The organism is Candidatus Koribacter versatilis Ellin345 (assembly GCF_000014005.1).
GTDB classification, from domain to species: Bacteria; Acidobacteriota; Terriglobia; order Terriglobales; family Acidobacteriaceae; genus Korobacter; species Korobacter versatilis_A.
Genome location: NC_008009.1, coordinates 4,217,005 through 4,240,671, shown reverse-complemented (window position 1 = coordinate 4,240,671; position 23,667 = coordinate 4,217,005). Strand labels below are relative to the sequence as shown.

Below are 23,667 nucleotides of genomic sequence, written 5' to 3'. Positions count from 1 at the left end.
CTGGACAGAGTTCCGCGATCGCAACTGGAACACGCGTGGCCTCCGCGGACGTTCTGCGCGGAATGGTGATGGTGCTGATGGCCATCGACCACGTGCGCGTGTATTCCGGCGTTCCTGCCGGCGGACCGACTGCGGGCGTGTTCTTTACGCGATGGGTCACGCATTTCTGTGCGCCCGGGTTTGCATTTCTTGCGGGAAGCGGCGTGTTTCTCTACGCGCAGAAACACAGCGGCGTCTCGAAGTTCCTGGCGACACGCGGGCTGTGGCTGGTGTTGCTGGAACTCACCGTGGTGCGCGTGGCGTGGACGTTCAACTTTCATTTCCTCGACTACGACCTTGCGGGCGTGCTGTGGATGCTCGGCTGGTGCATGGTCATGATGGCCGCGCTCGTCAAGCTTCCGATCAAAGTCGTCGGCGCCGTGGGGCTCGCGATTATTTGCCTGCACAACCTGATGGACCATGCGATGCCGGGGATTGTGAAATCGCTGGAGACGAACCCCTACGCCGCACTCTGGAAATTTCTCTACGTCGGATTTTGGGCAGGGCCGGTGCAGATGGGGGCGCACGGGCCTACGGTGTACGTGCTCTATTCGCTGATCCCGTGGATTGGCGTGATGGCCGCGGGGTATGCGTTTGGATCGGTCTTCGCGCTTACGCCGGAGCGTCGGCGGCAAGTGTGCATGATGGTCGGACTGGTGGCGATCGCGGCGTTTGTTTTACTGCGCGCTACGCACTTCTATGGCGATCCGCGACCGTGGCAAGGGTGGCAGACGGTGCATGGGATGCCGCCGCTGCTGGCTTTCCTGAATACGACGAAGTATCCGGCTTCGCTCTGCTTTTTACTGATGACGCTGGGGCCGGCAATCCTCGCGATTCCGCTCTTTGAAAGTGGCAGCTCTGCATTTGCGAAGGTGATGATGGTATATGGCAGAGTGCCGTTCTTTTTCTACCTGCTGCACATTCCGCTCATTCACGCGCTGGCGCTGATCGTTTCGAAGATACGTTTTGGCTACGTGGACCCGTGGTTGTTCACGAACCATCCGATGGGGAACCCTCAACCACCCGACGGGTATGTGTGGAGTTTGCCGTTGTTGTATTTGGTGTGGGCAATCGCGGTATTCCTGCTCTTCTTCGCGTGCCGATGGTATGCCGCGGTGAAGGCCCGCCATAAAGATGGACGGTTGCGGTATTTGTGATCGAGGAGTTTAAGCGACACGTACACGGGCGCGGCCGCGCGCGGGTTGGACGGTGATCTTTACGTCGTGGCCGAGCAAAAGCAGGAAGCGCAGCAGGCGCTCGATGGAAAAGCCGGAGAGCTTGCCTCGGAGCAAGGCGGAGACTTTCGGTTGGTCTATGCCAAGAAGTTTGGCGGTTTGGGCTTGGGTGAGATCTCGCTTACCGACGAGAGTCGAGATCTTGTTCGCAAGTTCGGCCTTGGCAAGCAGTTCTTCGGAGTTAGGAAGGCCGAGGTCGGCGAAGATGTTTCCGGAACTGACGGTGTAGTCGAGGTTTCGCTTGGCCATGGTTTATCTCTCCTCTTGCTTGTCGATCTCGATGGCGCGACGTAAGCGCATCTTGATTAGCTCAACTTCTGCCTGCGGCGTTGCAATTCCGCGCTTGGACTTTTTCTGGAACGCGTGCAGGACGTAGACGGCATTTGCAAGTCGCACGGTGTAGACCGCGCGAAAAGTGTCGCCGTGATGGTCCGATACGACCTCCATAACGCCTGGCGAGAGACCTCTCAATGGCTTCGCGTCAATGTGTTTCCCACCCATCTGCGCCTGATACAGCGCGAAACCGATGTGATGGCGAACCGGCTGCGGGAATTTAAGCAGGCAGCGACGCGAGTCCGCGACGAAAATGAGAGGCCACTGGAGATAACTATGCCAGATTTGGCATGACTCTACAAGCCTTCAGGCGGGTCCGCTCTCCCATGTCTGAAGATGTGGGCTTAGACCCGAGTCGGGTTTCGTGCTTTTGGTTCATGGGGGCGGGTGCTATCGGGGTCTGCCGCAGGACTCTATGACTTGCTCGAAGCAAGAGGCCGTCGGCATCTCCACCCCAATTCTGGAAAAACGCGAACCCGGCACTCCGTTTCCACGATGAAAACGTTTTGCAAACTCAACGCGGCTATCTCAGCGATTTGGAAATACGCGGCTAAAATCGGTCTCCACGGGAGACGGTTCGCATGGGTTCATGGAGAAGCGCCGCGCGGTCGGTCCTGCGAAAGTTCCGCTACTTGTTTCCCCTGCTGCTGGCAGCAGTTCTGGTGGGGTTCTTTCTCGCGTTGTTCGATGGCGCCGCGTCTGACGTGCTCGTTGCCCTGATGATTGTCGCGACCGGCCTGGCGCTGATTACCGGGTATGTGGCGCGCATGAGCGCGGTATGGCCGCGACTGCACGAGTATCAGCGGGCGCAGTACGCCGAGGTGTGGGACGAGATGGCGGGGCAGCCGCTGGCGGCAGCAGCGGCGGCAGCGGCCGGGGTCTCGAGCGAGGCGCAGCTACGGTCGTCGGGAGACGAGGTGGTGCGCCGGATCGGAGAGTACATCCCACTCGCGAAGGAATGGGATGTGGTGGAGATCGCTTGCGGCGTAGGACGCATCGGGCGGCAGTTCGCGCCACTCTGCCACACGTGGACGGGCTGCGACATTTCGCAGAACATGCTCAAGCATGCGCGCGCGCGATTGGCGGGGTTGGAGAATGTCTCATTGGTGCGCCTTGCCGGAGACGGGCTCGCGGAGTTGCCAAGCGAGTCGGCGGACGTCATCTATTGCACGAACGCGTTGCCGCACTTCGATCCGGTGGAGCGCTGGCGTTATGCGCAAGACAGCTTTCGGGTGCTGCGTCGCGGCGGATGGCTCTACTTTGACACCGTCGCTCTCGAATCGTCTGAGGGCTGGCAAATGATGGCGAATAACCTCGGGCAACGGCGCAACAACGTGAACCCGCCTTACATGCCGATACCGTCCACGGCAGATGAGTTGGCAGCGTTTCTTTCCCATGCTGGATTCCAGAGGATCCGCGCGGAGGTCTGGGAATCGCTGTTAATTGTCAGGGGAATGAAGATCTGACGAAAAATTCTTGGCTTACCGTGGGCGGCCGAAGAAGAGGACGTAGCCGTCGGGGTCGGTGACTTCGAAGCCACGAAGGCCGTCGTGGGTGTCCTGGAGAGGCGAGCTGAAGGTGGCGCCGTGGGCGAGGAAATCGGCGGCGAGGGCATCGGGGTCGGGGGCGTAGATGAAGGCGTCGAGGCGCAGGTGGCGATGGCGCTGGGAGTTGGGGATCGGTGCGATGCCGCCCTCGGCTTTAATGAAGAGCTGAGCGCCGTCGCGGACGAGGATTGCAAAGAACGGGTCGTCGTCGGGCTGCTGGAAAGTTGTTTCGAAGCCGAGCTTGTCGCGATAGAACGCGATGCTGCGCGGGACGTCCGTGACGATGAAGCATGGGGAGATGGCGCTGGTGACGGGGCGAGACATGAACGATAGTGTAGACGACGAAGCCCCGGTGATCCGCCGCGCCTTATAGGTGCGACCGGCCCTGCATCCGGCCCGAAGAATTCCCCGAATTTCTCTCGAATTTCGGACCCTAAAACGGTACCTTATCCTTTCTGGCTCAGGGGTCGCTGGTTGAGGCGCGGAACGAATCGGACCGCACCTAACTTCCATAGAAATTTCCTGCTGAGGCGATCGTGGAGGCTCCGGCTTGCAATCTCGTTCGAATCTTCTCCGCCGTAAGCAGCGTATGTTCAGAACCGTTCTAATTTCCCTCATTCTCCTCGCTGGAACTCGAGTCTCCGCGCAAACGTGGTTGAAGAATATCCCTGCCGGGGTCGCTCCGGTTGCGGTCGCGATCAACCCGGCGACCAACAAAATCTACGTTGTCAACTCCTGTGGTACGGACCCCGCCTGTGGCGGACCCGGCTCGGTGAGCGAAATCGACGGTAAAACCAAGCAAGTACAAACGATCGTTGTCGGGAGTTCCCCGCAAGCGATTGCGATTAACCCGCTCACCAATAAGATCTACGTCACATCTCCCGCCAATAATGTGACCGTGATAGACGGAGCTACGAGGGGTACGACGACGGTAAGTGTCGGCGGCAATCCTGCGGCAGTCGCGGTCAACCCAATCACCAACAAGATCTACGTTGCAAGTTCCAAATCAACCGTCACGGTGATCGATGGCGTGACGAATGGCACGACAATCTTGAGCGTCGGATCGAGCGGGCTGGACGTCGGAGTCAACCAAGCGACCAACGAGATTTACGTTCCCCTCGGGAACGGCACGATCGCGGTGATTGACGGCGTGACGAACAGCATCAGCACCGTTGCCGATGTTCCGGGTCTGCACTTCGTGGCGATCAATTCGGTAACCAACAAGATTTATGTTTCCAACAACTTCGACTCGAGCGTCGAGGTGATTGACGGTGCGACCAAAAGCACGGCGATGATACCGGTTGGAACGAATCCCTGGAAAATCGTAGTCAATTCGGTCAGTAACAAAGTCTACGTCGCCGACGTCGCGAGTAACGACGTTACGGTAATCGACGGAGCAACGAACCAAGCGACCCCGGTGAGCTTAACCGCACAACCGCAAGCCATAGCCGTCAATCCCATTACAAACCAAGCTTTTGTCACCGAGCTGGGAAGCGAGATCACCGTTATTGACGGAACAACCAATGGAACATCAACCGTTGCGACCGACACGCGTCCCTTCGACGTGGCCGTGAATCCGATCACCAATGAGGTTTACGTCGCGAACAACGTCGGCAATGACGTAACGCTCATAAGCGGAGACACGAATCGCACCACAAACGTCAGTGTTGGGACGCGTCCGTTTGCCGTAGCTGTGAACTCAGCAACGAGCAAAATCTATGTTGCCAATTTGTCCAGCAACGACGTCACGGTGATCGATGGGAAAACCAACACGACAACCGCGGTCACCACGGGCGTCGATCCCAGCGCAGTTGCCGTGAATCCCGTCACCAACAAGGTTTACGTCGCTAACAACTACAGCAACGACGTTACCGTGATCGATGGAGTGACAAACGACACGACCACTCTGCAAGCCGGTTTAGGGCCTGACGCAGTCGCCGTAAATCCGGCAACGAACACCATCTACGTTGCAAACCGGACGAGCAACAACGTCACCATCATTGACGGGGCGAGTTCGAGCACAAGCACTGTCGGTACAGGATTTTTGCCGTGGGCCCTCGCGGTCAATCCCGTAACCAATAAGATTTACGTCGCGAATTACTGCGGAACGGCCGGGGATTGTGCGTTTAACGGATCGGTAACGGTGATCGACGGGCTCACCAGGAGCACAACCAGCGTCATGGTTGGGCTGCTCCCCACTGCGATTGCCGTCAACCCGGTCACCAACAAAATCTACGTAGCCAACTCCGGCGCAAACTACATTACGATCATCGACGGCGTCACCAACTCGACCACGTTTGCGACTACGGGAACAAGTCCTTCCGACCTGGCTGTCAATGCGCTGACCAATCAGATTTATGTTGTCAATTCCGGAGAGGACGACGTAAGCGTAGTCGCTGGCGCAACCCTGAATGTCACCACGGTTGCTGCAAGTCTTGCGCATGGCCCGATCGCCGTCGCCGTTAATCCGGTTACCAACAAGATTTACGTCGCAAACAATGGCAGCAACAACGTGACTGTGATTGACGGTGCGACCAATGCGGCGACTTTGGTCGGTGTGGGCCGAGTGCCCAGCGCGATTGCAGTGGACCCGACGAGCGACAGGATCTACGTAGCCAATTCGGATCCGGCCAGCACCACCGTTACGGTGATCGATGCTGCAGTGGAAAGCACGATACCCATCGCGTCGGTGTTCCAGGGAGTGACTGATTCGCAGACTGTAGCTGGATTATCGATTTTTGCGACGGAGAATTCGGCCCCCAAATTAACGGCGTCGGTTACGAGCACGTCTTCGCCAATCCTGCTTGCGCCCAGCGCTTTTTACTATCAGCTGGATTCGGCGCAAGGTGCATGGCAACGCGCATCTCAAACGAACCCCAGAAACTCCAATCCGGCCGCGTATGCGCTCTCATTGCAGAATGTGAAGGTGGGAGTTCACACGGTTTATGCGTTCGCTATGTATGCCGGAAATCTCTCGAACCTCAGCAGCTACCCGATCGCAGTCATGCCGCCTACCAAGGCAATCCTGCTTACGCCGGCTAACGGCTCCACATTGCCCGGTGCGTCCGCGACCTTCACCTGGACGAACGTTCCCACTGCGACGCAATACACCCTCTACGTTGGCTCCACGCCTGGAAGCCATGACATTGCTTTCGTCAACGCCCTGCAGAGCAACTCGACTACTGTGAACAATATTCCGACGAACGGCGCTTCGATTTTTGTCACTCTCTACACTCTGATTAATGGAAAGTATGGAGTGAATGCATCTAGTTATATCGAGGCCGGCACACCGGTCCCCGCGGCGATAGTAAGCCCCGCCGAGGGATCGACGCTTGCCGGTTCAACGGACACGTTTAGCTGGACTTCAGGCACGGGTGTAAGCCAATACAGCCTCTACGTGGGAACCAAGCCAGGTCTTCATGACATCGCTTTCATCAACGCGGGCATGAACACTTCCGCGACGGTTACGACTTTGCCGACCAACGGCGGCACCCTGTACGCCACGCTGTACTCGCTCATCGGTGGAACTTACCAGAGCCGCAGCTACACGTACGTTGCTGCGGGCACGGCAACGAAGGCGACGATGATCTCCCCGGCGAATGGCAGCACGTTTACCGGAAACTCGGCAACCTTCACCTGGACGGCTGGATCAGGTGTAACAAGCTACAGCCTCTACGTGGGAACCCAACCGGGCGGTCATGACATCGCCTTCATCAACACCGGGACGAACACTTCCGCAACCGTTACGACTCTACCCACCAACGGCGGCACGCTGTACGTCACGCTGTGCTCACTCATCGCCGGAACTTACCAGCGCGGCAACTACACTTACGTTGCTTCGGGAACGGCAACGAAGGCGACGATGATCTCTCCGGCGAATGGCACCACGATCACCGGTAACTCAGCCACGTTCACCTGGACACCCGGATCAGGTGTGACAAGCTACAGCCTGTATGTCGGAACCAGGTTCGGCGCGCGTGACTTGGATTACGTGCCCGGTACCTCAACCTCTGCGACCGTAACGAATCTGCCCGCCACAGGTGGGACTGTCTATGTGCGGCTCTGGTCGTACATTGCCGGAGCGTGGCAGTCGGTTGACTATTCGTATCCGAATAACTAAGGCTCGCAACGTAATTCGCTGGCGCGTCGTGCTGAAGAGCCGCTGCGACCAGCAGCCTTAGATCACGAATCCTCGCGACAGAGCTGGCATCGAAAGCAGAGGAGGTTGGTTTCGTGATCATCCATCTCTCTGCAATCCTGGTTCTGGGCCTGATGTGCGGCAGCGAACTCAATGTCGGTGCGTTTGCACATCCCGTCCTCAACGCACAGAATTTGGACGTCCATGTTCCGGTGCGTGCGGCACTCGCAAAATTGCTCGGCCGGGTGATGCCATTTTGGATGGCCGGCTCCACGTTGCTGATGCTGGTTTTACTGCTGCCGTTTGAAGGCTTGAACCGGACGGCCTGGCGTTTCGCGGCAATCGCTTTTGCGCTCCAGGTATTCGCGGTAGTGTTCTCGCTCATTTTTCCGGTGCCCATCAACAACCGGATCTTGCGCTGGACGCCTGAGACCGTTCCGCAAGATTGGCAAGCGCAGGAGCATCGCTGGGATGCTTATCATGCCTTTCGAACGTTGGCGCTGATCGTTGCTTTTGGACTGCTTACCCTGAGTTTGGCGATGCGTTGAGTTGGCCTACCTCCCTCTTTGAAAATGCAAAATCTTCAAAAGACTGCCAGGGCCACAGGTCTCAAAGATCGCCAGACCTGCGGCACCCGACATTTACGACCTTATGAATGCGAGAAGGTCGGCGTTGATCTGGTCGGCGTGAGTGGTGGGCATGCCGTGGGGGAAGCCGGGGTAGGACTTGAGCTGGCCGTGCTTCAAGAGCTTCACCGACCTTGCGCCAGTGGTGGGGAACGGGCAGATCTGGTCATCCTCGCCGTGCATCACCAGGACGGGGACGTCGATCGCCTTGAGGTCGTCGAAGAACTCCGTTTCGGAGAGGACGCGCACACATTCGTAGTGCGCCTGGGCGCTGCCCATCATGCCTTGCCGCCACCAGTTCTCGCGAATGCCTTCCGACACGTTCGCACCCGGACGGTTGAAGCCGTAGAACGGGATGGTGATGTCTTTGTAGAACTGCGCGCGATGGTAGGCGGTACCATTGCGAATGCTGTCCACCGCTTCTTTGGGAACGCCATCGGGATTTCTCTCCGACTGCATGAAGGTTGGGGGAATTGCGCTGATGAGGACAGCTTTGGCGACGCGTCCTTTGCCGAACTTCGCAACATAGCGCGTGACCTCGCCGCCGCCGGTGGAGTGGCCGATGTGGATGGCGTTCTTGAGTTCGAGCTTCGCCGTGAGTTCGGCAACGTCGGCGGCGTAAACGTCCATGTCGTGGCCCTTGTCGGTTTGGGTTGAGCGGCCGTGGCCGCGGCGATCATGGGCGATGACGCGGTAGCCGTGGGCGAGGAAGAACATCATCTGGGTGTCCCAGTCGTCGGCGGAAAGCGGCCAGCCGTGATGGAAGAAGAGTGGCTGCCCGGTGCCCCAATCTTTGTAGAAAATCTCGGTGCCGTCTTTTACGGTGATCGTGCTCATGAGTTTGGTCTCCGATACGTTGTGAGGCGTGGAAATCGAAATTGCGTCAGAAGTGAATCTTTGCCATTAGGCCAGAATTGTGGGTATTGCGGATTGGACCAAGGTATAGGGTTATACCTTCGGATAGGATTGATTGGGTGGGCCAGCCCCCGCTGATCGAGGAGAGTCGGATGACAATTCGGATCGGTTTCGCCACGCTGCTTGCTCTTCTTCTGGTTGCTCCGGTTGCACTGGTTGCTCAGAGTGGATCGCCCGCGCAGCCACCCGTATGGCGACCCGCGCCAGAGACGGTGCCTGACGATTCGTCGGCTGACGCGCCGGAGCCGCAGCCCGCGGCGCCTGCCAGTCCGTCGGGTGACGCGCCACCTGCCACTGCGCCCTTGATCGAGCGCGCCCGGTACGCGACATTCCAGTTCTCGCAGAAGCTTCCCAACTTCATTTGCCAGGAGTACGTGTCGCGGTTTGCGCAGCGTGGTCAGGACAAGAGGCCGCTGGACATCGTTTCGGCAGAAGTGGTTTACCACGATGGAGAGGAAAGCTATCGCAACGTGAAAGTGGGCGGGCGTCCGACGAATAAAGGCATGATGGAAATCGAGGGGTCCCGCTCAACGGGAGAATTTGCCACCGTGCTGACGAATCTTTTTTCTACCAATACGAACGCGCAATTCCGGGCTGGCGGCAGGAGCGTGATCTCCGGTTCGATTGCCCAGGTTTACGACTTCCGGGTGGCACAGAAGAACTCGCACTGGGAGGTAAAGGCCGAAGACCAGAGCACGCGACCGGCGTATTCGGGGCGCATGTGGGTGGATCCGGCAACGGCGCGCGTATTGCGGATTGAGATGGAGGCCGTCGACCTCCCGCCGGATTTTCCGCTGGATAGGATCGAAACCGCGGTGGACTATGCCTACACGACGATTGCCGGGAACTCGTCGCTGCTTCCGGTCCACGCCGAGAGCCTGGGATGCCAGCGGGACAGTCCGGATTGCAGCCACAACATCATCGACTTCCGCAACTATCACCAATTCAAAGTGGACGTGAAGATTAAGTAGTGAACATCCGACAAGGGTGGGCTCTACGCCGGAGGCGCGGAGTCCCGGCGGCGCGACATGGCGCGCAGGTCGATGTCCGGAAGAGGTTTCGATTCTTCCAGTCCCCAGAAATTGCTGACACTGAGAGTGGAGGCGACGCCGATTTGACCTGGGCGATCGTCGGCCTCGGAACCAATCCAGACGACGCGAAAGTTTGCAGTGGCGCGGCCGCGCTGGAGACGAACAACGTTTCCAACTTTGACCGGGACGGTTACTCCTGCCAACTGCGCGCCGTGCAGGGAGAGGGAGAGAGTGTAGGCGACGCACTCTGCGAGGACGCCCTTCTGGTTCACGGTCGAGACGCGCACCGGCAATACTGCGGTGATCCTGTTTTCTTTCCTGGATGAGGACATATTCGCGAGACCAACGCCTTTCCTGCGGACTACGCGTCTTCCGATTCGTCGGTAGAACGATCGGGGGGAAACAGTACTGCCGATAGGGTGCGACGGCAACGTGCCGAAGGTAATGAGAGGCGAACGGGCGCCACAACATCATTTCGACCCCACGATTGAGTAGCGGAGGGCGCGGCCTTGCCGACCCCACCCCCCTCCCCCTTGAATTTTGTTTTCAATAGCTTAGGCTGTGGAAAACTCGCAAAAATTTGAGCCGCAAGGGGTTACAGGCAAAAATTTGAAAACAAACGACTTGTCTCCGGGAAACGAGACCTTTGGCCGGGAAGGCGGTGGGGTCCAGTTTGTGTCGGAGGAAGACAGGATAGGGAATTGGGTCGTGGAAAGATGTGATGGGCGATGCAGGGCGAGGTGATGGGGCGCACCGATCCCACGTTTGGTGGGGATTGACAAGACCTCTGCGTGGTTCTGGCGGTGAAAGTTAAAAGATTCACCACGAAGGACACGGTGGGAATTTTGACGAATGTCGCATCTTTCGCCTTTCTCGCCCTCAATACATGGTTGCGAAAGTTGTTGATTGACGAATCAGCGTCCGCTAGATTCCTGATGCTCATTGGGTGGGGGAAGAATGGCGACTGCCGCTGCGGTTTCGAAACGAACGACATTTTTGCACGAGCGCGGGAACTGGAACGCGCGCGACGACCGCGTTCCTAGTGCGGTGTGGCTGGGGATTTTCTGGGTTGGGATCCTCGCGGGATTCGGCGTTGATTTGCAGCGGTACTTCCACGAGCGTCCGGCGGCGCCGCTGGTAGCGCATGTGCACGCGGTGGTGTTCAGCGTCTGGCTTTTGATCATGACGGCGCAGGTCGCGATGGTGGTGGGCGATCGAGTAGGTTGGCACCGCAAGTTTGGCTGGTTCGCGGCGGCGTGGACGGTGTTGATGGCGGTGCTCGGACCGTGGGCGGCGTTGTCGTCGCTGGCGTTGAACCTGAACACGCCCGGGTTTACGCCGGCGTTCCTCGCGGTGAACATCGTGGATGTCGGTGGGTTCCTGATTTTTATCGGGTGGGGGCTCGCTTCGCGGAAGAACCCGGCTGCGCACAAGCGGCTGATAATGCTGGCCATGGTGGCAATTGCCGATCCGGGGTTTGCGCGGTTTACCGGCAACCTGTGGCACGAACCGAAATCGGCAGTGCCGTGGTTCTTCTTCTATTTCTACGGGAACGTGGTCCTGTTGCTGCTGATGGCGTTGTGGGATTGGCGGCAGGGAAGACTGATGCGGCAGTTTGTGATCGGAGCGGTGGGCCTGACCACGGCGTTGTTGGTTGCGTCGGTGCTGTTTTTCTGGCCGCCGTGGACAGCGACGGCGCGCGGATGGGTGGAGGCTTGGGCGCGGGTCATGGGGTAAGGCTGGGAAATCGGGGAATGTCCCGTCGGTCCCCTCATTTCTTTCCCTCATTTCGAGGAGCGTTGGATGAAAGTTCGGATGGGTTTCGGCGCGTGGCTCGTGCTGCTCCTGATGGCTCCGGTTGCATTGGTAGCGCAGAGGGAAGCGCCCGGGCAGCCAACCCAGCAGGGTACGGACGGCCCGTCTGCGAATGCGGCGGGGCTGCCTGTGGACCCGTTGATCGAGCGGGCCCGGCAGGCAGCGTTGCAGTTTTCGCAGAAGCTACCCAACTTCATTTGCGAGGAGCACATCGCGCGATATATGCAGCGCGGGCAGAAGAAAAAGGCGCTGGATGTCGTGACGGCCGAAGTGATTTACAGCATCGGCGTGGAAAGCTATCGGAACGTAAAAGTCGACGGCCATGCTACGAACCACGGCATCGAGGAGCTGGATGGATACGGTTCGAAAGGAGAATTTGGCTCGACGCTGCGGGGCATTTTTGACAGAAGGACGGACGCGCTCTTCGGGGCTGGGCGCAGGACTGAGCTCTCCGGTTCCGTTGCCGAGGTCTACGACTTCCAGGTACGAAAGAGAAAATCGAGCTGGGAAATAAGGGACGGGTCGCAGGTTGTCTACCCGGCGTATGAAGGCAGGGTGTGGATCGATCCTGACACGGCGCGGGTGTTGCGCATTGAGCGGGAGGCCGTCGATCTGCCTCGGGACTTTGCGATGGACCGGGTCGAAGTTGCGGTGGACTACACCTACACGACGATCGCAGGGAACACGTCTTTGCTTCCCGTTCATGCCGAGGTCCTGTCCTGTGATCGGGGCAATCCGGAGTGCTCGCACAACATCATTGATTTCCGCAACTATCGGGAATTCAGAGTCGAACACACGATTAAGTAGGGGATGACGCGGAATTGGCGATTCCACTCTTCTCGGCGAAATTGGTGATTATTTCGTCTGTCCCCGATTTTCCCGATTTTCCCCCCGATTTTCCCCGGGTTTCCCCCGGGTTTCCCCCTTTCCTTCATCATGGGTTATGTAGAAGCCGTCCGGGAACGGGCAGCGACTGCCCTGCCCAACATCTTGCCCATAATCCGCCGTGCGATCGAGGGGGGCATGAGGGCGTTCGCGATGCGATTTGTCCGACCCGGAAGATGAGTCGCTCGATTGCGTTGGAGCGCGAGGAGGCCTTCTCGCACGCACTGTTCCACTGGCATCCGCTTCATCCGCATCTGCTCCGTCGGCATATTATGGTGATCGAATCCGATTTTGGCTATGACTGCTGTCTCCGTGGGTGCGATGACAAGGACCGTGACATTCACGCCCAACGGGGCGAACTCGACGTGCAAGGCCTGGCCCAGCGTCTGGATAAAGGCCTTGCTCGGACTTTCTGCCGCCATGAATGGCAGCCCGACCATCGCGCCCATCGCGCCGCTCATGAGCAGCCCGCCGCGACCACGTCGGGCCAGCCGCTCGCCAAAGTGGTGAGCGATTTCCAGGTGTGAAAGAGCATTGAGCCGGATTATTTCGAGCATACTGACGCGATCACGTTTCAGGAACTCGCCAGGGCTAGCGGTGCCCGCATTGGAAATTACGAGGCCGATATCGAGGTCATCTGTCGCGGGAATGAGCCTGTCCATGAAGCCTTCCTCGGAGAGATCAGCCAGAACAATGCGGTGCTCAACCCCGTAGGTTTTGCTGAACTCGGCCCCTGCCTCTTGGAGGAGGGGTTCTCGCCGCGCCACGAGCACCACATTGATACCCGACGCGGCAACCTGGCGTGCAAATTCCCTGCCTATACCCGAAGAAGCACCCGTAATGAGCGCCCATGGGCCAAATCGCTTGGAGTCAACTTTGGTTTTCATGTGGGACCATCCTTATGTTGTTTGTTGTGTGCGTCCGTTTGTCACTTGGCAAAGGTTTGTCATCTAGGTCGCTTCGCGCAGCAGACGTCCGGCAGGCCGGAGGGACCACGAAAAGACGACCAGACAGCCAACAACGCAAGGCACAATTACCTTCACTGCTCCATCACCCATGACTGCCCGAGAGATCATCGCGCCGCTGAGGTCGAAGATCATTCCTGCATAGGCCCACTCTTTAACGCGCGGAATGCCTGGAGCCAGGATCGCGAGGGCGCCGAGGACCTTCCAAGCGCCAAGAAATGTGAGGAAATAGAGGGGGTATCCAAGATGGGCCATGTCGTCGGTAAAGTGCGACACCCGTCCGAGCAGCCCGAGACCGGGCACCATGAAGAGCAGGGCCGCTAGTACCGTCGAAGCCCAGTAACCAGACGCTTTAGTCATCATTCCGTGGCTTCCTTCTGAAACTTGAGATTGAATAGCTTATTCGTCGTGAGTTAGTTGGCTGACTAATAACGTACCGTAAAAAAATCTTCCTCCTTGAAAGCTCACAGCGTTTCAAGCCACGCCTTTAGTCGGCCAGCCTCAACCATCACTAGGTTCGAATTCCCTGAAACGTGCGACAGGAGGGATACTCCTTGCAGCGCAGACAATAAATGAAGCGCGAGGCCCGCCGAATCCTTACCTTTCCCGAGAGCTTTGAATTGCTTCTCTATCCAGGCCAAGGTCCCGCCGAGTAGCGGACTCGCCTTCTTCGCGAGCTCACCGCCCTCTCTCTGTAACTCGCTGCAGAGCGTCCCTATTGGGCAACCTCCGCGTGCCAATTGTTCGCGGTTGTTTAGCGTCATTTGCACGAATGCCTGAAGCCGTTCTTTAGGAGAGCCGGACTCCTCCCACTTCTCGCGCTGGGCTTCGAACTGCGAAAAGCGTTGTTGGAGGATGGCCTCGCCGATTTCGTCTTTCGTCTTAAAGTAGTAATACACGTTGCCGAGCGGAACCTGCGATTCCTCGGCAATATCCGCAAGCGTTGTTTTTCGAAAGCCCTGCCGATAGGCGAGTTTCGCCGCCGTCTGGATCAGCCGAGATCTTTTGTCGACATCAGTCTTGGCCACGCGCGGTCTCCAGCAAAGTTAGTTGACTGACCAAATTGTAGTCGCCGCCGGGTTGCGGCGTCAATCCACCCACTCTGGCGATGTGGGGGCTGGTTGAGAAACCGGAGGATTAGGAGCGGAGCAGCTTCCGACACTCCGCGACAGGGTGTGCGTCACCGGTGGAGTTGCAATCGCCGTGGACGGAGATGCAGCGGAGACAACAAAGCCCGCCTTTCGGCGGGCTTCATCGTTAAGCAAAAGCAAGTTAGTCGTTATACAGCAGCACACCTTCAGGTTTCTCTTCCCCTTCCGCAATAGGCCGGTAGAAGAGTTGGTTGTTCTCGAGGTAGACCTCTAAGAACGCGGGGCGCATGCTGATTAGGCCCTGGATTAGCGCTTCCGAGAGCGGGTCTTCGATGTACTTCTGCAAGGCGCGGCGGAGCGGACGGGCACCGTAGGTGCGGTCCGTGACCGTCTTGTCGAGGATCCACTTCCTGGCGTCTTCGGCTACCGTTACCGTGATCGCTTTCTGCACCAGGTTGGCGTTGAGTTGCGCAACCATGAGCTCGACGATCTGGATCAGGTCGCCTTCCGACAGCGGGTTGAAGAGGATGACTTCATCCAGGCGGTTCAGGAACTCGGGGTTGAAGGTTTTCTTCACCTCGGCCTTGACCATGTCTTCTACCTTGCTGTCGATCTGCTCGGTCTGCTCGCTCTGGAAGCCGAGGCCGGTGCGCTTCATCAGGTGGCGCGCGCCGATGTTCGACGTCATGACGATGATCGAGTTCTTGAAGTCGACGGTGTTGCCGAGACCATCGGTCAACTGGCCGTCTTCAAAGACCTGCAACAGGATGTTGAAGACATCCGGATGCGCCTTCTCGATTTCGTCGAGCAGGACGACCGAGTACGGGGAACGCTTGACGCGCTCGGTGAGCTGGCCGCCTTCCTCGTAGCCCACGTATCCCGGAGGCGAACCGATCAGCTTCGAGACCGAGTGCTTTTCCATGTACTCGGACATATCGAAGCGGATCAAGCTCTTCTCGCTGCCGAACATGAACTGGGCAAGAGTGCGCGCGACTTCGGTTTTGCCGACGCCGGTGGGGCCAAGGAACAAGAACGAACCAATGGGACGGTTCGGGCTCTTAAGGCCGGCACGGCTGCGGCGAATGGCGCGGGCGAGGGCAGAGATTGCCTTCTCCTGCGAGATGACGCGCTTGTGCAGCTCTTCTTCGATGCGAAGAAGTTTGGCGGTCTCCTCTTCCTTGATCGACATGATGGGCACGCCGGTCCAGCGGGAGACGACATCTTCGATGTCTTCGCGGCCGACTACGCCGGTAGAGGACTCATCGAGGTGATATTTTTCGCGGAGGCCGCGCAGGTTCTCGCGTTCCTTGCGCTCCTCGTCACTGTAGAAGCGCGCCTTTTCGAACTCGTGGTTCGCAATGGCGTTCTCCATGCGGTGAACGATGAACTTGATGCGCTTCTGCACTTCCGTGATCTCTTCGGGAAGCGAAGTCTGGCGCAGCTTAACGCGGGCACCGGCTTCGTCGATGAGGTCGATGGCCTTATCGGGCAGGAAGCGATCGGGAATGTAGCGGTTGCTGTGATAGACCGCGAAGGTGATGGCGTCGTCGGTATAAGTGACGGCGTGGAACTTCTCGTAGCGGTCCTTGATTCCAGCAAGGACTTTGACGGCAGTCTCTTCGTCGGGCGGATTGACCTTGACGGCCTGGAAGCGGCGCTCGAGGGAACGGTCCTTCTCGATCGACTTCCGGTATTCGCCGGGCGTAGTGGCGCCAATGCACTGGATCTCGCCGCGAGAGAGCGCGGGCTTGAGGATGTTGGCGGCGTCGAGGGAACCCTCGGCGGAGCCGGCACCCACGAGGGTGTGCAGCTCATCGATGAAGATGATGGCGTTCTGGTTCTCCATCAACTCCTTCATGATGGTCTTGAGACGCTCTTCGAACTGTCCGCGATACTTGGTGCCCGCCACGATCAAGCTGAGATCGAGAGCGAGGATGCGCTTGTCCGCCAGGAACGATGGAACTTCGCCGTCAGCAATGCGCTGGGCGAGACCTTCGACGATGGCAGTTTTGCCAACGCCAGGTTCGCCGATGAGCACCGGGTTGTTCTTGGTGCGACGGCAAAGGATCTGGATGACGCGCTCGAGCTCGCTGTCGCGACCGACGAGCGGATCAAGCTGGTTGTCCATGGCGACCTGAGTCAGGTCGCGGGAAAATTCTGCGAGCAGCGAAGATTCACGCTGCTGACGCTGTTGTGGTTGGGCCTTTTCCTGCGAGGTACGTGCCAGTTCCTCGCGGATAGTAGCCAGACGGAGACCGCGCTCATGCAGGATCTCAGCGGCGAAGCACTTCTCTTCGCGCAACAGACCCAGCAGCAGGTGCTCGGTGCCAATGTGCTTATGGGAGAGACGTTCTGCCTCTTCCGCGGCATAGGCGAGCACACGCTTACACTCATTGCTCAGGGGGAGATCAACCGAAGTCGAGACCTTTTCCCGGATGGTGGTGTGGCCTTCAATCTGTTTCCGAATGGATTCCACCGACGAATGCTGGCGGAGGAACCGATTGGTGAGCGCCTTGTCTTCGCGCAGCAGCCCCAGGAGCAGGTGTTCGGTCTCTATGTACGGCGAACCGAACTGACTTGCTTCGTAACGCGCAAAGAAGATGACTCGTCTGGCCTTTTCTGTATACCGTTCAAACATGTAATTCTCCAAAGCCCATCTGCGCCGATCTGACGTCGACTGCAGGAGCTTTCTACCAGCTCACCCCCGATCCGCACCCAATGGTACGGACCACGCGGACATTGGAGCCTGACGTTGTCCGCGCCGCCTCGACGGCCCGATGGCCGCCGCCTCATTAACATTCTGCAAGCAGAATGCCAACTGGTCCTTTCAGCCCGGGCATTTCAATCCCGGGTAAAACTCATCCGGCCTATGCCGGTAACGACTGTGGCTCTACCTCATCCACGACACCAGCCGCCAGCCGGATAACCCGGTCGCAGCGTCGCGCAAACGCGAGGTTGTGGGTGACGATGAGGGAGGTGAGCTGATAGTCGCGATGTAGCCTGGCAATCAAATTAAAAACTGTCTCCGCCGTACGGTTATCGAGGTCGCCGGTTGGCTCGTCTGCCATGAGCACCTTGGGCCTTGTAACCAAAGCCCGAGCAAGAGCAACACGCTGTTGTTCTCCCCCGGATAGTTCGCCGGGCCGATGATGGCCGCGGTCCAACAAGCCGACTTCATTCAACCAATGGCGGGCCTCAGTTTCGGCCTCGCGACGTCCCAAGCCTCTGACCAGCAACGGCATGGCGATGTTCTCAAGCGCCGTAAATTCGGGTAGGAGGTAGTGGAACTGCCACACGAACCCGAGTTCACGATTACGGAACTCCGCTGCCGCGGCCTCAGATAACTTTGCAAGCCTGAGTTCCGCGAAGTATACGTCACCGTCCGAAGGCCTATCAAGGGCACCGAGGATGTGCAAAAGTGAGCTTTTCCCGGAGCCTGAATCGCCGACGATTGCGACCATTTCACCTTTCATCACCTGAAAGGACAAGTTCTCAAAGAGCCTTAAATCTGTACTACCGGAGCGAAAGACCTTGGCCAATCGCTCTGCCCGCAGGATCTGGGCCTGATCTGTTGGATGCAGAAGCTCGCCTCCACGGTGCAGATATCGCAGTGTTTACGCCCTTCCGGCGGTGCTGCGATATGCAGATTAGAACACGGGATGAGGGTTTTCGATGCGGATATGTTTGGGGTACTTCGGTGTACCAAAAGGGGACGTGTTTTTAATTGACAGGGGACAAACAGCGGAGGGGATTAGGCCGCTTTGGTCAGCTCGGAGATTAATGATTCGCGCTTCGCAAGGGCGACGGAATCTACGCTGTTTAGGAGCGTCCGGTAGAGGACGTAGGCGATCAGCGCGAGGATTACGAAGCCGAGGACGGCGATCCAGTCGGAGTGGAAGTAGAAGGCAGCCAAGAAGATAGGCGTGGCGACAGCGATTGTCGCGATTTGGATGCCGAGCATGAAGAGTCCGGTGGCGCTGGAGCCTTTCTGGTTGAGGCGGCTGAAATCGACCTTGCGCGGGAAGTAGAACGACAGCAGGTTGCCGGCGCAGAGGTTAGCGAAGACCGCGAAGGTCATGGCGGCTAGGGTGAGGGCGAACATCGCGGGCGAGGGCGGAGCGAAGAACGACAGGGCGACGGCGAAGAGGAGGAACTGGAGCGAAGCGAGGAGTCCGTGGGCGAGGTTTTTGCCGATCATGATCTCGCGGAAGCGGACCGGAGCGAGGTAAAGAAACTGGATGCCGCCCTGTTCGCCGGAAAAGCTGTTGCAGAAATACGACGAGAGCGAGAGCAGTCCGTAGGCGGCGCCGAGGGGGAGCGTCCAGTGAGAGCGGGTGAATGAGTTGTTGTGGCCGCTGCCGATGGTGCCGAAGATGAGCAGCATGATGAACGGCGAGAGCAGGACGAGCCAGATCTGTTGCGTGCCGGCGAGAGTGCGAACTTCTTTTTCGAAGACGGCGCCGACGGGATCGGGGAGTGCGAGCCATCCGCGATGGCGTTCGATGGGGCGCTTCTCGACTTTTGTTTTCGCCGCGGCTTCGCTGAAATTTTCTCCGCGATATTGGCCGCTCAGACGGAAAGCGAGGATCACGCCGAAGACCGCGATGTATGCGCAGAGGATGGCGAAATAGCCGAGCGAATGGGGCAGGCCACTGGTGAGGCTATTGGCCGCGGCGCCCGGTGGCAGTGATTGCTGCAAGCTCGTCAGGGTTAGATAGAGCGGCGAGTTGAGGTTGTGGGGCGCGACGCGTTCGACGCCACGGATGATGAGCTGGAACCCGACGCCGGAGAAAGCGAGGAGCGCGCCGACAATTTCGCGCGTCTTGCGTTTCGCCATCCAGCGCTCGACGTAGGCGATGATCATGCGCGACAAGATGAGGTTCGAGACGGCGAACGCGGCGAGGACGAGGAGCGTCCACGGAATGAGGAGCGGGTTGGCGAAGGCGACGCCGCAGAAAATCCCGAACAGCCAGAGCGTCGGCACGATCAGCGCGGGATCGAGGGAACCGAAGGCGAGCCAGAGCGCGTAGTACGTCGAGAGAGAAACGGGGAAGCGCAGGAACGAAGTGGTGTCGAAGACGTCGGAGACGCTGATGGCGATGGTAGGGACGAGTTGCCAGTAAAAGAAGGTGATCCAGAAGAAGATCGCGAGCATGCGCGGCTCGTGATGCGATATAGCGTAATACGAGCCGAAGGCATAACCGATGGACGGACCGAAGCCGAACATCAGCATGAGGATGAGCATGAAGATGCCGGAGAAGGCTTCGGCTTTGCCGCGGCGCGAGCGCAGACCGTTGCGGAAGGCGCGCCAGCGCAGCCAGGCGACGGTGGTGAATTGGGCGCGGGAGATCATGCAGGGGCTAAAGCCCCCAATTCTTTCGAGGCTTTTCGGCACGACTGAAGTCGTGCCCTGATACGAGTCTCGTCTACGCTAGCTATGAGAATTGTCGCTATGCGAGCCATGAGAGTTCCGAGACGGAAGATTGCGCGTCGCCGCCTACGATGCTTAGGAAGATTTGTTCGAGCGTGAGTTTCTCGGTGCCGGCGGTTTGGATGCCGGAGCGGAGTTCTTCTAACGAACCCTGCGCGACGAGCGCTCCCTGATGAATGATGGCGACATGCGAGCAGAGGCGCTCGACAATTTCCAGCACGTGCGAGGTTAAAAAGATCGTCGCACCACGCGTGATCATGTGCTGGAGCATGGCTTTGAGGGTGCCTGCCGCGATGGCGTCGACGCCTTCGAAGGGCTCGTCGAGAAAGAGAACGCGTGGGCCGTGGATGACGGCGGCAGCGAGGGCGATCTTTTTCTGCATGCCGTGCGAGTAGTCGGCAACGAGTTTCTTGGGCTCGTCGGCAAGGTGCATGAAGTCGAGAAGCTCGTCGGCTCGTTGGGCGGAGACGTCGCGGCCGAGTCCGTACATGCGTCCGACGAACTCGAGATATTCGCGGCCGGTGAGGCGTCCGAAGAGAGCCATGCCTTCGGGGACAACGCCGATTTGCTGCTTCACTTCGACCGGGTTCGCGGTGAGGTCGTGGCCGAGGATGCGGATCGAGCCCGACGTCGGCGCGAGCAGGCCGGTGAGCATTTTGATGGTTGTAGATTTGCCGGCGCCGTTGGGGCCGAGGAATCCGAAGAATTGTCCGGGGGCAACGGTGAGGTTGATGGCGTTGACCGCGGTGAACGCGCCGAAAGTGCGGGTGAGGGACTGCGTCTCGATCGCGGGAGACATGAAGGCGAGGGTAGCACAGGGGTGTCAGGTTTCGGACGGGAGGAAATCCGAGAGTTGGAGGCCGTCGCGGGAGAGCGACTCGGAATCCAGAACTCGAGCGAAAGGGATGACGCCAAAGTCGCTGAGTTCCTTTGCCATCTGATCGGCATAGCGATGTGCAAAATCTTCTTTTTCTCGTGATGGCCTTTGATGATAGCGATCGTTGAGTTGTTCCCAATCGAGGCCGGAGTCGGCTGGGCGCTCTACCTTTTCCAAGTAATCAACCCAATGTCCGATCTCATGGAGCAGCGTTCGGTGGAGCTGCGTGGTTCTGCAGGATTCAACGGTGTTTTCGAAGATATGCTTGCCGTGCTCGGTTCTGAGACGATGTCCATCCCGCTGGAGCCGTTCGAGTTCTTTCAGATCGTCCGGATCAAGATTCCTCCCAAATTCCCAAGCTCCTGTTGGATGGTGAGCCTCAAGAACGATGGCGGGACCTTGATACAGCAGTGTGCCGTGAGCGTTGACCAGGTCTGCGGCGTAGGCGAGGCGTCCCCAAACGGGCGAGAGAGTCTCCTCTTTCCGACGCGGTTGGCGCAGGACGATCGCGCAAAGTGTTTCCCAATCTGCTGGTGGAACGTGCGACAGCAGATGAACGATGTCATCGATCGTGCAGGCGTGGACATAATCCGCGAGCGTGGGCTGTACAAAGAAGTGGACCGTCTGGCCAGAGACTTCTCGCTTAACCTTCGTGGCCTTTTCGATGCGTTCCCAATAGACGTTGCCGCCGTGATGCGGCCGAGGGATCGTGAGCCGGTTGTTCTGACCGTGCCCGGATTTCGCAGTACCGATATTGCGATTGCGGCGGGTTGGATTGCGCATCACGCGTAGGGTACATGGAATTGCGGCGTTGTAGCTATAGGGGCGTTCGACTCCGTTTCGCTCAGGATGGTCGAACGAAGCGTCACCTTCGTCACCGCTTGCGGGGTTGCGCGCGCTCGGCCTCGAAATAAACATTGCACACCGAGAACACAATTGCGTCGTGGTGCTTGATGAGAACCACGTCCCCCGGAATTTCGGAGCTCTCGCTCACAACGTGTGCCGGAGGATGACCGAATTCAATCTGTTCGGCAGTGGCTGATTTGATCCCAAGCTGCGTGAAGTCCACCTGCGATCCATCAGAAGCCGGCGAAGAATATTCATCATGATATTGGTCGCCTGTGAGCCTCCTCACCGTAATTTTGGGGTGATGGATGGTGTGGTCCTTCCAGCGGAACGAGTCCTCTGTGTACTCGATTTCAGTTCCGATGACCTGCTGCGCTTCTTTTTCTCCCCAACAGGAGATAGTCCTCGTAGGGAGCTCTCGCTTGACGACCCATTTGCCCTGTAATGTCGCTGGCACCTGCTGCGCTGTCAGAAGTGCACCGCTAAGAATGAGGAACGCAAGAGTCCATTTCATCGTGCCTAAATTGTGGGTCAATCAGGCGGGCCTGTAAAGCCGCTATTCGTAGCGCAGGGCTTCGGCGGGGAGCACGCGCGACGCGTTCATCGCGGGGTAGATTGTCGCGATGAAGCTGATCGCGATGGAGACAACGGAGACGACTAGGCCGTCGATGAGGCGGGGGGCGAAGGGGACGTAGTCGATGGCGTAGACCTCGGCGGAGAGGCGGATCCAGTGGTAGTGGCCGGCGGCGATGGCGAGGCCGAAGCCGAGGACCAAACCGATAAGGGTGCCGACCGCGCCGACGAGCACGCCTTGCAGCATGAAGATGCGTCGGATTTGCAGGCGGCGTGCGCCGATGGAGACGAGGACGGCGATGTCTTTCGTCTTCTCCATCACCATCATGATGAGCGAGATGAGGATGTTGAGCGCGGCGACGAACACGATCAGGCCGATGGTGATGAAAGTCACGACTTTTTCAAGGCGGAGCGCGCGGAAGAGCGCCTGGTTCTGTTCCATCCAGTTCTTGGCGCCGAAGCCCTGGCCGGCGACGTCGACGAGTTGGTCGGCGATCTGCGGGGCTTTATAGATGTCATCTACTTTGAATTCCAGGACGGGGACGATGTCACCAAGGCCAAAGAGTTTTTGCGCGTCGTCAAGACGGGTCAGGCCCCAGGAAGAGTCGTAGTCGTAGAAGCCGGACTCGAAGATCCCGACAACCTTGAAGCGCTGGTATTTCGGCACGATGCCGAAGGGGGTCAGTTCGCCTTGCGGGCTGGTGACGAGCACGACCGAGCCGGTGGTTGCGCCGAGGGTGTCGGCCATATCTTTGCCTAGGACGATCGGCGGCAGGGATTGCGTGACTTCGTCGGAGAGCGTCTTGGGCGCGCCTTCGCCGTTCTGCGAGGAATCGAGAGCGTCGGCGGATCCGAATTTCACGTTGTCGAGTAGCGCGCTGACGCGGCGTTCATCGGCGGGAACGATGCCCTTGAGGAGTGCGCCTTGTGCGCGTGCGCCGCGGGAAATCAAGACCTGTTCGTAGATCGCGGGAGCTCCGGCGACGACGTGCGGCTGCTTTTCCAGCTTCGCAAGAAGATCGCGCCAGTTCTTGATGCCGTCGTTTTGCAGACGCATGAGGTTGATGTGCGACATGGAGCCGAGCAGACGCGCCTGGAGATCGGAACGGAAACCGTTATTGATCGCGAGCGCGATGATGAGCGATGCGACGCCGGCGGCCACGCCGATGATGGAGATCCCGGTGATGACGCCGATGACCGCCTGACGGCGCTTGGCGCGGAGATAGCGGGTCGCGATGAAGAGTTCGAATTTCAACAGTTCATTGTAGCGAATAGGGGGATCGTGGTCGCGATAGGGATCCTTCGACTGCGTCGCGCTGC

22 protein-coding genes are annotated in these 23,667 nt (G+C 58.6%); 8 read left to right on the top strand and 14 right to left on the bottom strand.

Annotation, left to right across the window (positions count from 1 at the left end; all coding sequences use genetic code 11):
* The first annotated feature begins 35 nt into the window (after positions 1 to 35).
* Entirely contained in the window at positions 36 to 1,196 is a 1,161-nt protein-coding gene (locus ACID345_RS18565; RefSeq protein WP_049761967.1) for a DUF1624 domain-containing protein, read from the top strand.
* A 9-nt stretch (positions 1,197 to 1,205) separates the two neighbouring features.
* Here ACID345_RS18565 and ACID345_RS18560 read toward each other — a convergent pair whose 3' ends face one another.
* Positions 1,206 to 1,523 carry a helix-turn-helix domain-containing protein gene (locus ACID345_RS18560; RefSeq protein ID WP_011524387.1) on the bottom strand — a complete coding sequence of 106 codons (318 nt, stop codon included), beginning with the start codon at positions 1,521 to 1,523 and terminating at the stop codon, positions 1,206 to 1,208.
* A gap of 3 nt (positions 1,524 to 1,526) precedes the next feature.
* Positions 1,527 to 1,835, bottom strand: a complete 309-nt coding sequence (locus ACID345_RS18555) for a type II toxin-antitoxin system RelE/ParE family toxin (protein ID WP_228370785.1) — start codon at positions 1,833 to 1,835, stop codon at positions 1,527 to 1,529.
* 353 nt (positions 1,836 to 2,188) lie between these two features.
* On the opposite strand from ACID345_RS18555, the gene ACID345_RS18550 reads away from it, so the two are divergent.
* On the top strand, positions 2,189 to 3,073 hold the full coding sequence (locus ACID345_RS18550; protein WP_011524385.1) for a class I SAM-dependent DNA methyltransferase: 885 nt from the start codon (positions 2,189 to 2,191) through the stop codon (positions 3,071 to 3,073).
* A gap of 15 nt (positions 3,074 to 3,088) precedes the next feature.
* Here the strand turns inward: ACID345_RS18550 and ACID345_RS27025 are convergent, their stop codons facing one another.
* Positions 3,089 to 3,478 (bottom strand): VOC family protein, encoded by a 390-nt coding sequence (locus ACID345_RS27025; protein ID WP_041855869.1) that lies wholly within the window; start codon positions 3,476 to 3,478, stop codon positions 3,089 to 3,091.
* A gap of 265 nt (positions 3,479 to 3,743) precedes the next feature.
* Here ACID345_RS27025 and ACID345_RS25780 point away from each other — a divergent pair, with 265 nt between their 5' ends.
* On the top strand, positions 3,744 to 7,274 hold the full coding sequence (locus tag ACID345_RS25780) for a YncE family protein (RefSeq protein ID WP_049761964.1): 3,531 nt from the start codon (positions 3,744 to 3,746) through the stop codon (positions 7,272 to 7,274).
* Between the two features lie 113 nt (positions 7,275 to 7,387).
* Positions 7,388 to 7,840, top strand: a complete 453-nt coding sequence (locus tag ACID345_RS18535) for a DUF1772 domain-containing protein (protein ID WP_011524382.1) — start codon at positions 7,388 to 7,390, stop codon at positions 7,838 to 7,840.
* A 93-nt stretch (positions 7,841 to 7,933) separates the two neighbouring features.
* Here the strand turns inward: ACID345_RS18535 and ACID345_RS18530 are convergent, their stop codons facing one another.
* The gene (locus tag ACID345_RS18530) at positions 7,934 to 8,755 is read right to left on the bottom strand and encodes an alpha/beta fold hydrolase (RefSeq protein ID WP_011524381.1); all 822 of its coding nucleotides are present in this window, start codon (positions 8,753 to 8,755) and stop codon (positions 7,934 to 7,936) included.
* A gap of 170 nt (positions 8,756 to 8,925) precedes the next feature.
* Here ACID345_RS18530 and ACID345_RS18525 point away from each other — a divergent pair, with 170 nt between their 5' ends.
* Entirely contained in the window at positions 8,926 to 9,804 is an 879-nt protein-coding gene (locus ACID345_RS18525) for a hypothetical protein (protein ID WP_011524380.1), read from the top strand.
* Positions 9,805 to 9,827: 23 nt separating this feature from the next.
* Here ACID345_RS18525 and ACID345_RS18520 read toward each other — a convergent pair whose 3' ends face one another.
* Entirely contained in the window at positions 9,828 to 10,196 is a 369-nt protein-coding gene (locus ACID345_RS18520) for a hypothetical protein (protein ID WP_011524379.1), read from the bottom strand.
* A 625-nt stretch (positions 10,197 to 10,821) separates the two neighbouring features.
* On the opposite strand from ACID345_RS18520, the gene ACID345_RS18515 reads away from it, so the two are divergent.
* The gene (locus ACID345_RS18515) at positions 10,822 to 11,601 is read left to right on the top strand and encodes a hypothetical protein (protein WP_011524378.1); all 780 of its coding nucleotides are present in this window, start codon (positions 10,822 to 10,824) and stop codon (positions 11,599 to 11,601) included.
* Positions 11,602 to 11,679: 78 nt separating this feature from the next.
* Positions 11,680 to 12,486 carry a hypothetical protein gene (locus tag ACID345_RS18510; RefSeq protein WP_228370671.1) on the top strand — a complete coding sequence of 269 codons (807 nt, stop codon included), beginning with the start codon at positions 11,680 to 11,682 and terminating at the stop codon, positions 12,484 to 12,486.
* A gap of 134 nt (positions 12,487 to 12,620) precedes the next feature.
* On the opposite strand, the gene ACID345_RS18505 is transcribed toward ACID345_RS18510, so the two are convergent.
* The 7 genes from ACID345_RS18505 to ACID345_RS18475 form a co-directional block, all read right to left on the bottom strand.
* Entirely contained in the window at positions 12,621 to 13,451 is an 831-nt protein-coding gene (locus tag ACID345_RS18505) for an SDR family NAD(P)-dependent oxidoreductase (protein ID WP_011524376.1), read from the bottom strand.
* Between the two features lie 63 nt (positions 13,452 to 13,514).
* Positions 13,515 to 13,892 carry a DoxX family protein gene (locus tag ACID345_RS18500; RefSeq protein WP_011524375.1) on the bottom strand — a complete coding sequence of 126 codons (378 nt, stop codon included), beginning with the start codon at positions 13,890 to 13,892 and terminating at the stop codon, positions 13,515 to 13,517.
* Positions 13,893 to 13,993: 101 nt separating this feature from the next.
* Complete coding sequence (locus ACID345_RS18495; protein ID WP_011524374.1) at positions 13,994 to 14,557, bottom strand: TetR/AcrR family transcriptional regulator; 564 nt, start codon at positions 14,555 to 14,557, stop codon at positions 13,994 to 13,996.
* Between the two features lie 244 nt (positions 14,558 to 14,801).
* Positions 14,802 to 17,258 (bottom strand): ATP-dependent Clp protease ATP-binding subunit, encoded by a 2,457-nt coding sequence (locus tag ACID345_RS18490; RefSeq protein ID WP_011524373.1) that lies wholly within the window; start codon positions 17,256 to 17,258, stop codon positions 14,802 to 14,804.
* A gap of 229 nt (positions 17,259 to 17,487) precedes the next feature.
* On the bottom strand, positions 17,488 to 18,159 hold the full coding sequence (locus ACID345_RS18485; RefSeq protein WP_049761963.1) for an ABC transporter ATP-binding protein: 672 nt from the start codon (positions 18,157 to 18,159) through the stop codon (positions 17,488 to 17,490).
* 212 nt (positions 18,160 to 18,371) lie between these two features.
* On the bottom strand, positions 18,372 to 19,973 hold the full coding sequence (locus ACID345_RS18480) for a hypothetical protein (protein WP_011524371.1): 1,602 nt from the start codon (positions 19,971 to 19,973) through the stop codon (positions 18,372 to 18,374).
* 97 nt (positions 19,974 to 20,070) lie between these two features.
* On the bottom strand, positions 20,071 to 20,850 hold the full coding sequence (locus ACID345_RS18475) for an ABC transporter ATP-binding protein (protein ID WP_011524370.1): 780 nt from the start codon (positions 20,848 to 20,850) through the stop codon (positions 20,071 to 20,073).
* Between the two features lie 189 nt (positions 20,851 to 21,039).
* On the opposite strand from ACID345_RS18475, the gene ACID345_RS18470 reads away from it, so the two are divergent.
* Positions 21,040 to 21,720, top strand: a complete 681-nt coding sequence (locus ACID345_RS18470) for a hypothetical protein (RefSeq protein WP_041855866.1) — start codon at positions 21,040 to 21,042, stop codon at positions 21,718 to 21,720.
* An 82-nt stretch (positions 21,721 to 21,802) separates the two neighbouring features.
* On the opposite strand, the gene ACID345_RS18465 is transcribed toward ACID345_RS18470, so the two are convergent.
* The gene (locus ACID345_RS18465) at positions 21,803 to 22,288 is read right to left on the bottom strand and encodes a hypothetical protein (protein WP_011524368.1); all 486 of its coding nucleotides are present in this window, start codon (positions 22,286 to 22,288) and stop codon (positions 21,803 to 21,805) included.
* A 42-nt stretch (positions 22,289 to 22,330) separates the two neighbouring features.
* Positions 22,331 to 23,602 (bottom strand): FtsX-like permease family protein, encoded by a 1,272-nt coding sequence (locus ACID345_RS18460; RefSeq protein ID WP_011524367.1) that lies wholly within the window; start codon positions 23,600 to 23,602, stop codon positions 22,331 to 22,333.
* Positions 23,603 to 23,667: the final 65 nt, after the last annotated feature.

Bases quoted from the DNA above. Each gene is read 5' to 3' on its own strand.
- ACID345_RS18490 (WP_011524373.1), bottom strand. From the start codon at position 17,258: ATGTTTGAACGGTATACAGAAAAGGCCAGACGAGTCATCTTCTTTGCG.
- ACID345_RS18480 (WP_011524371.1), bottom strand. From the start codon at position 19,973: ATGATCTCCCGCGCCCAATTCACCACCGTCGCCTGGCTGCGCTGGCGC.
- ACID345_RS18525 (WP_011524380.1), top strand. From the start codon at position 8,926: ATGACAATTCGGATCGGTTTCGCCACGCTGCTTGCTCTTCTTCTGGTT.
- ACID345_RS18560 (WP_011524387.1), bottom strand. From the start codon at position 1,523: ATGGCCAAGCGAAACCTCGACTACACCGTCAGTTCCGGAAACATCTTC.
- ACID345_RS18500 (WP_011524375.1), bottom strand. From the start codon at position 13,892: ATGATGACTAAAGCGTCTGGTTACTGGGCTTCGACGGTACTAGCGGCC.
- ACID345_RS25780 (WP_049761964.1), top strand. From the start codon at position 3,744: ATGTTCAGAACCGTTCTAATTTCCCTCATTCTCCTCGCTGGAACTCGA.
- ACID345_RS18465 (WP_011524368.1), bottom strand. From the start codon at position 22,288: ATGAAATGGACTCTTGCGTTCCTCATTCTTAGCGGTGCACTTCTGACA.
- ACID345_RS18530 (WP_011524381.1), bottom strand. From the start codon at position 8,755: ATGAGCACGATCACCGTAAAAGACGGCACCGAGATTTTCTACAAAGAT.
- ACID345_RS27025 (WP_041855869.1), bottom strand. From the start codon at position 3,478: ATGTCTCGCCCCGTCACCAGCGCCATCTCCCCATGCTTCATCGTCACG.
- ACID345_RS18510 (WP_228370671.1), top strand. From the start codon at position 11,680: ATGGGTTTCGGCGCGTGGCTCGTGCTGCTCCTGATGGCTCCGGTTGCA.
- ACID345_RS18515 (WP_011524378.1), top strand. From the start codon at position 10,822: ATGGCGACTGCCGCTGCGGTTTCGAAACGAACGACATTTTTGCACGAG.
- ACID345_RS18550 (WP_011524385.1), top strand. From the start codon at position 2,189: ATGGGTTCATGGAGAAGCGCCGCGCGGTCGGTCCTGCGAAAGTTCCGC.
- ACID345_RS18470 (WP_041855866.1), top strand. From the start codon at position 21,040: ATGATAGCGATCGTTGAGTTGTTCCCAATCGAGGCCGGAGTCGGCTGG.
- ACID345_RS18520 (WP_011524379.1), bottom strand. From the start codon at position 10,196: ATGTCCTCATCCAGGAAAGAAAACAGGATCACCGCAGTATTGCCGGTG.
- ACID345_RS18475 (WP_011524370.1), bottom strand. From the start codon at position 20,850: ATGTCTCCCGCGATCGAGACGCAGTCCCTCACCCGCACTTTCGGCGCG.
- ACID345_RS18505 (WP_011524376.1), bottom strand. From the start codon at position 13,451: ATGAAAACCAAAGTTGACTCCAAGCGATTTGGCCCATGGGCGCTCATT.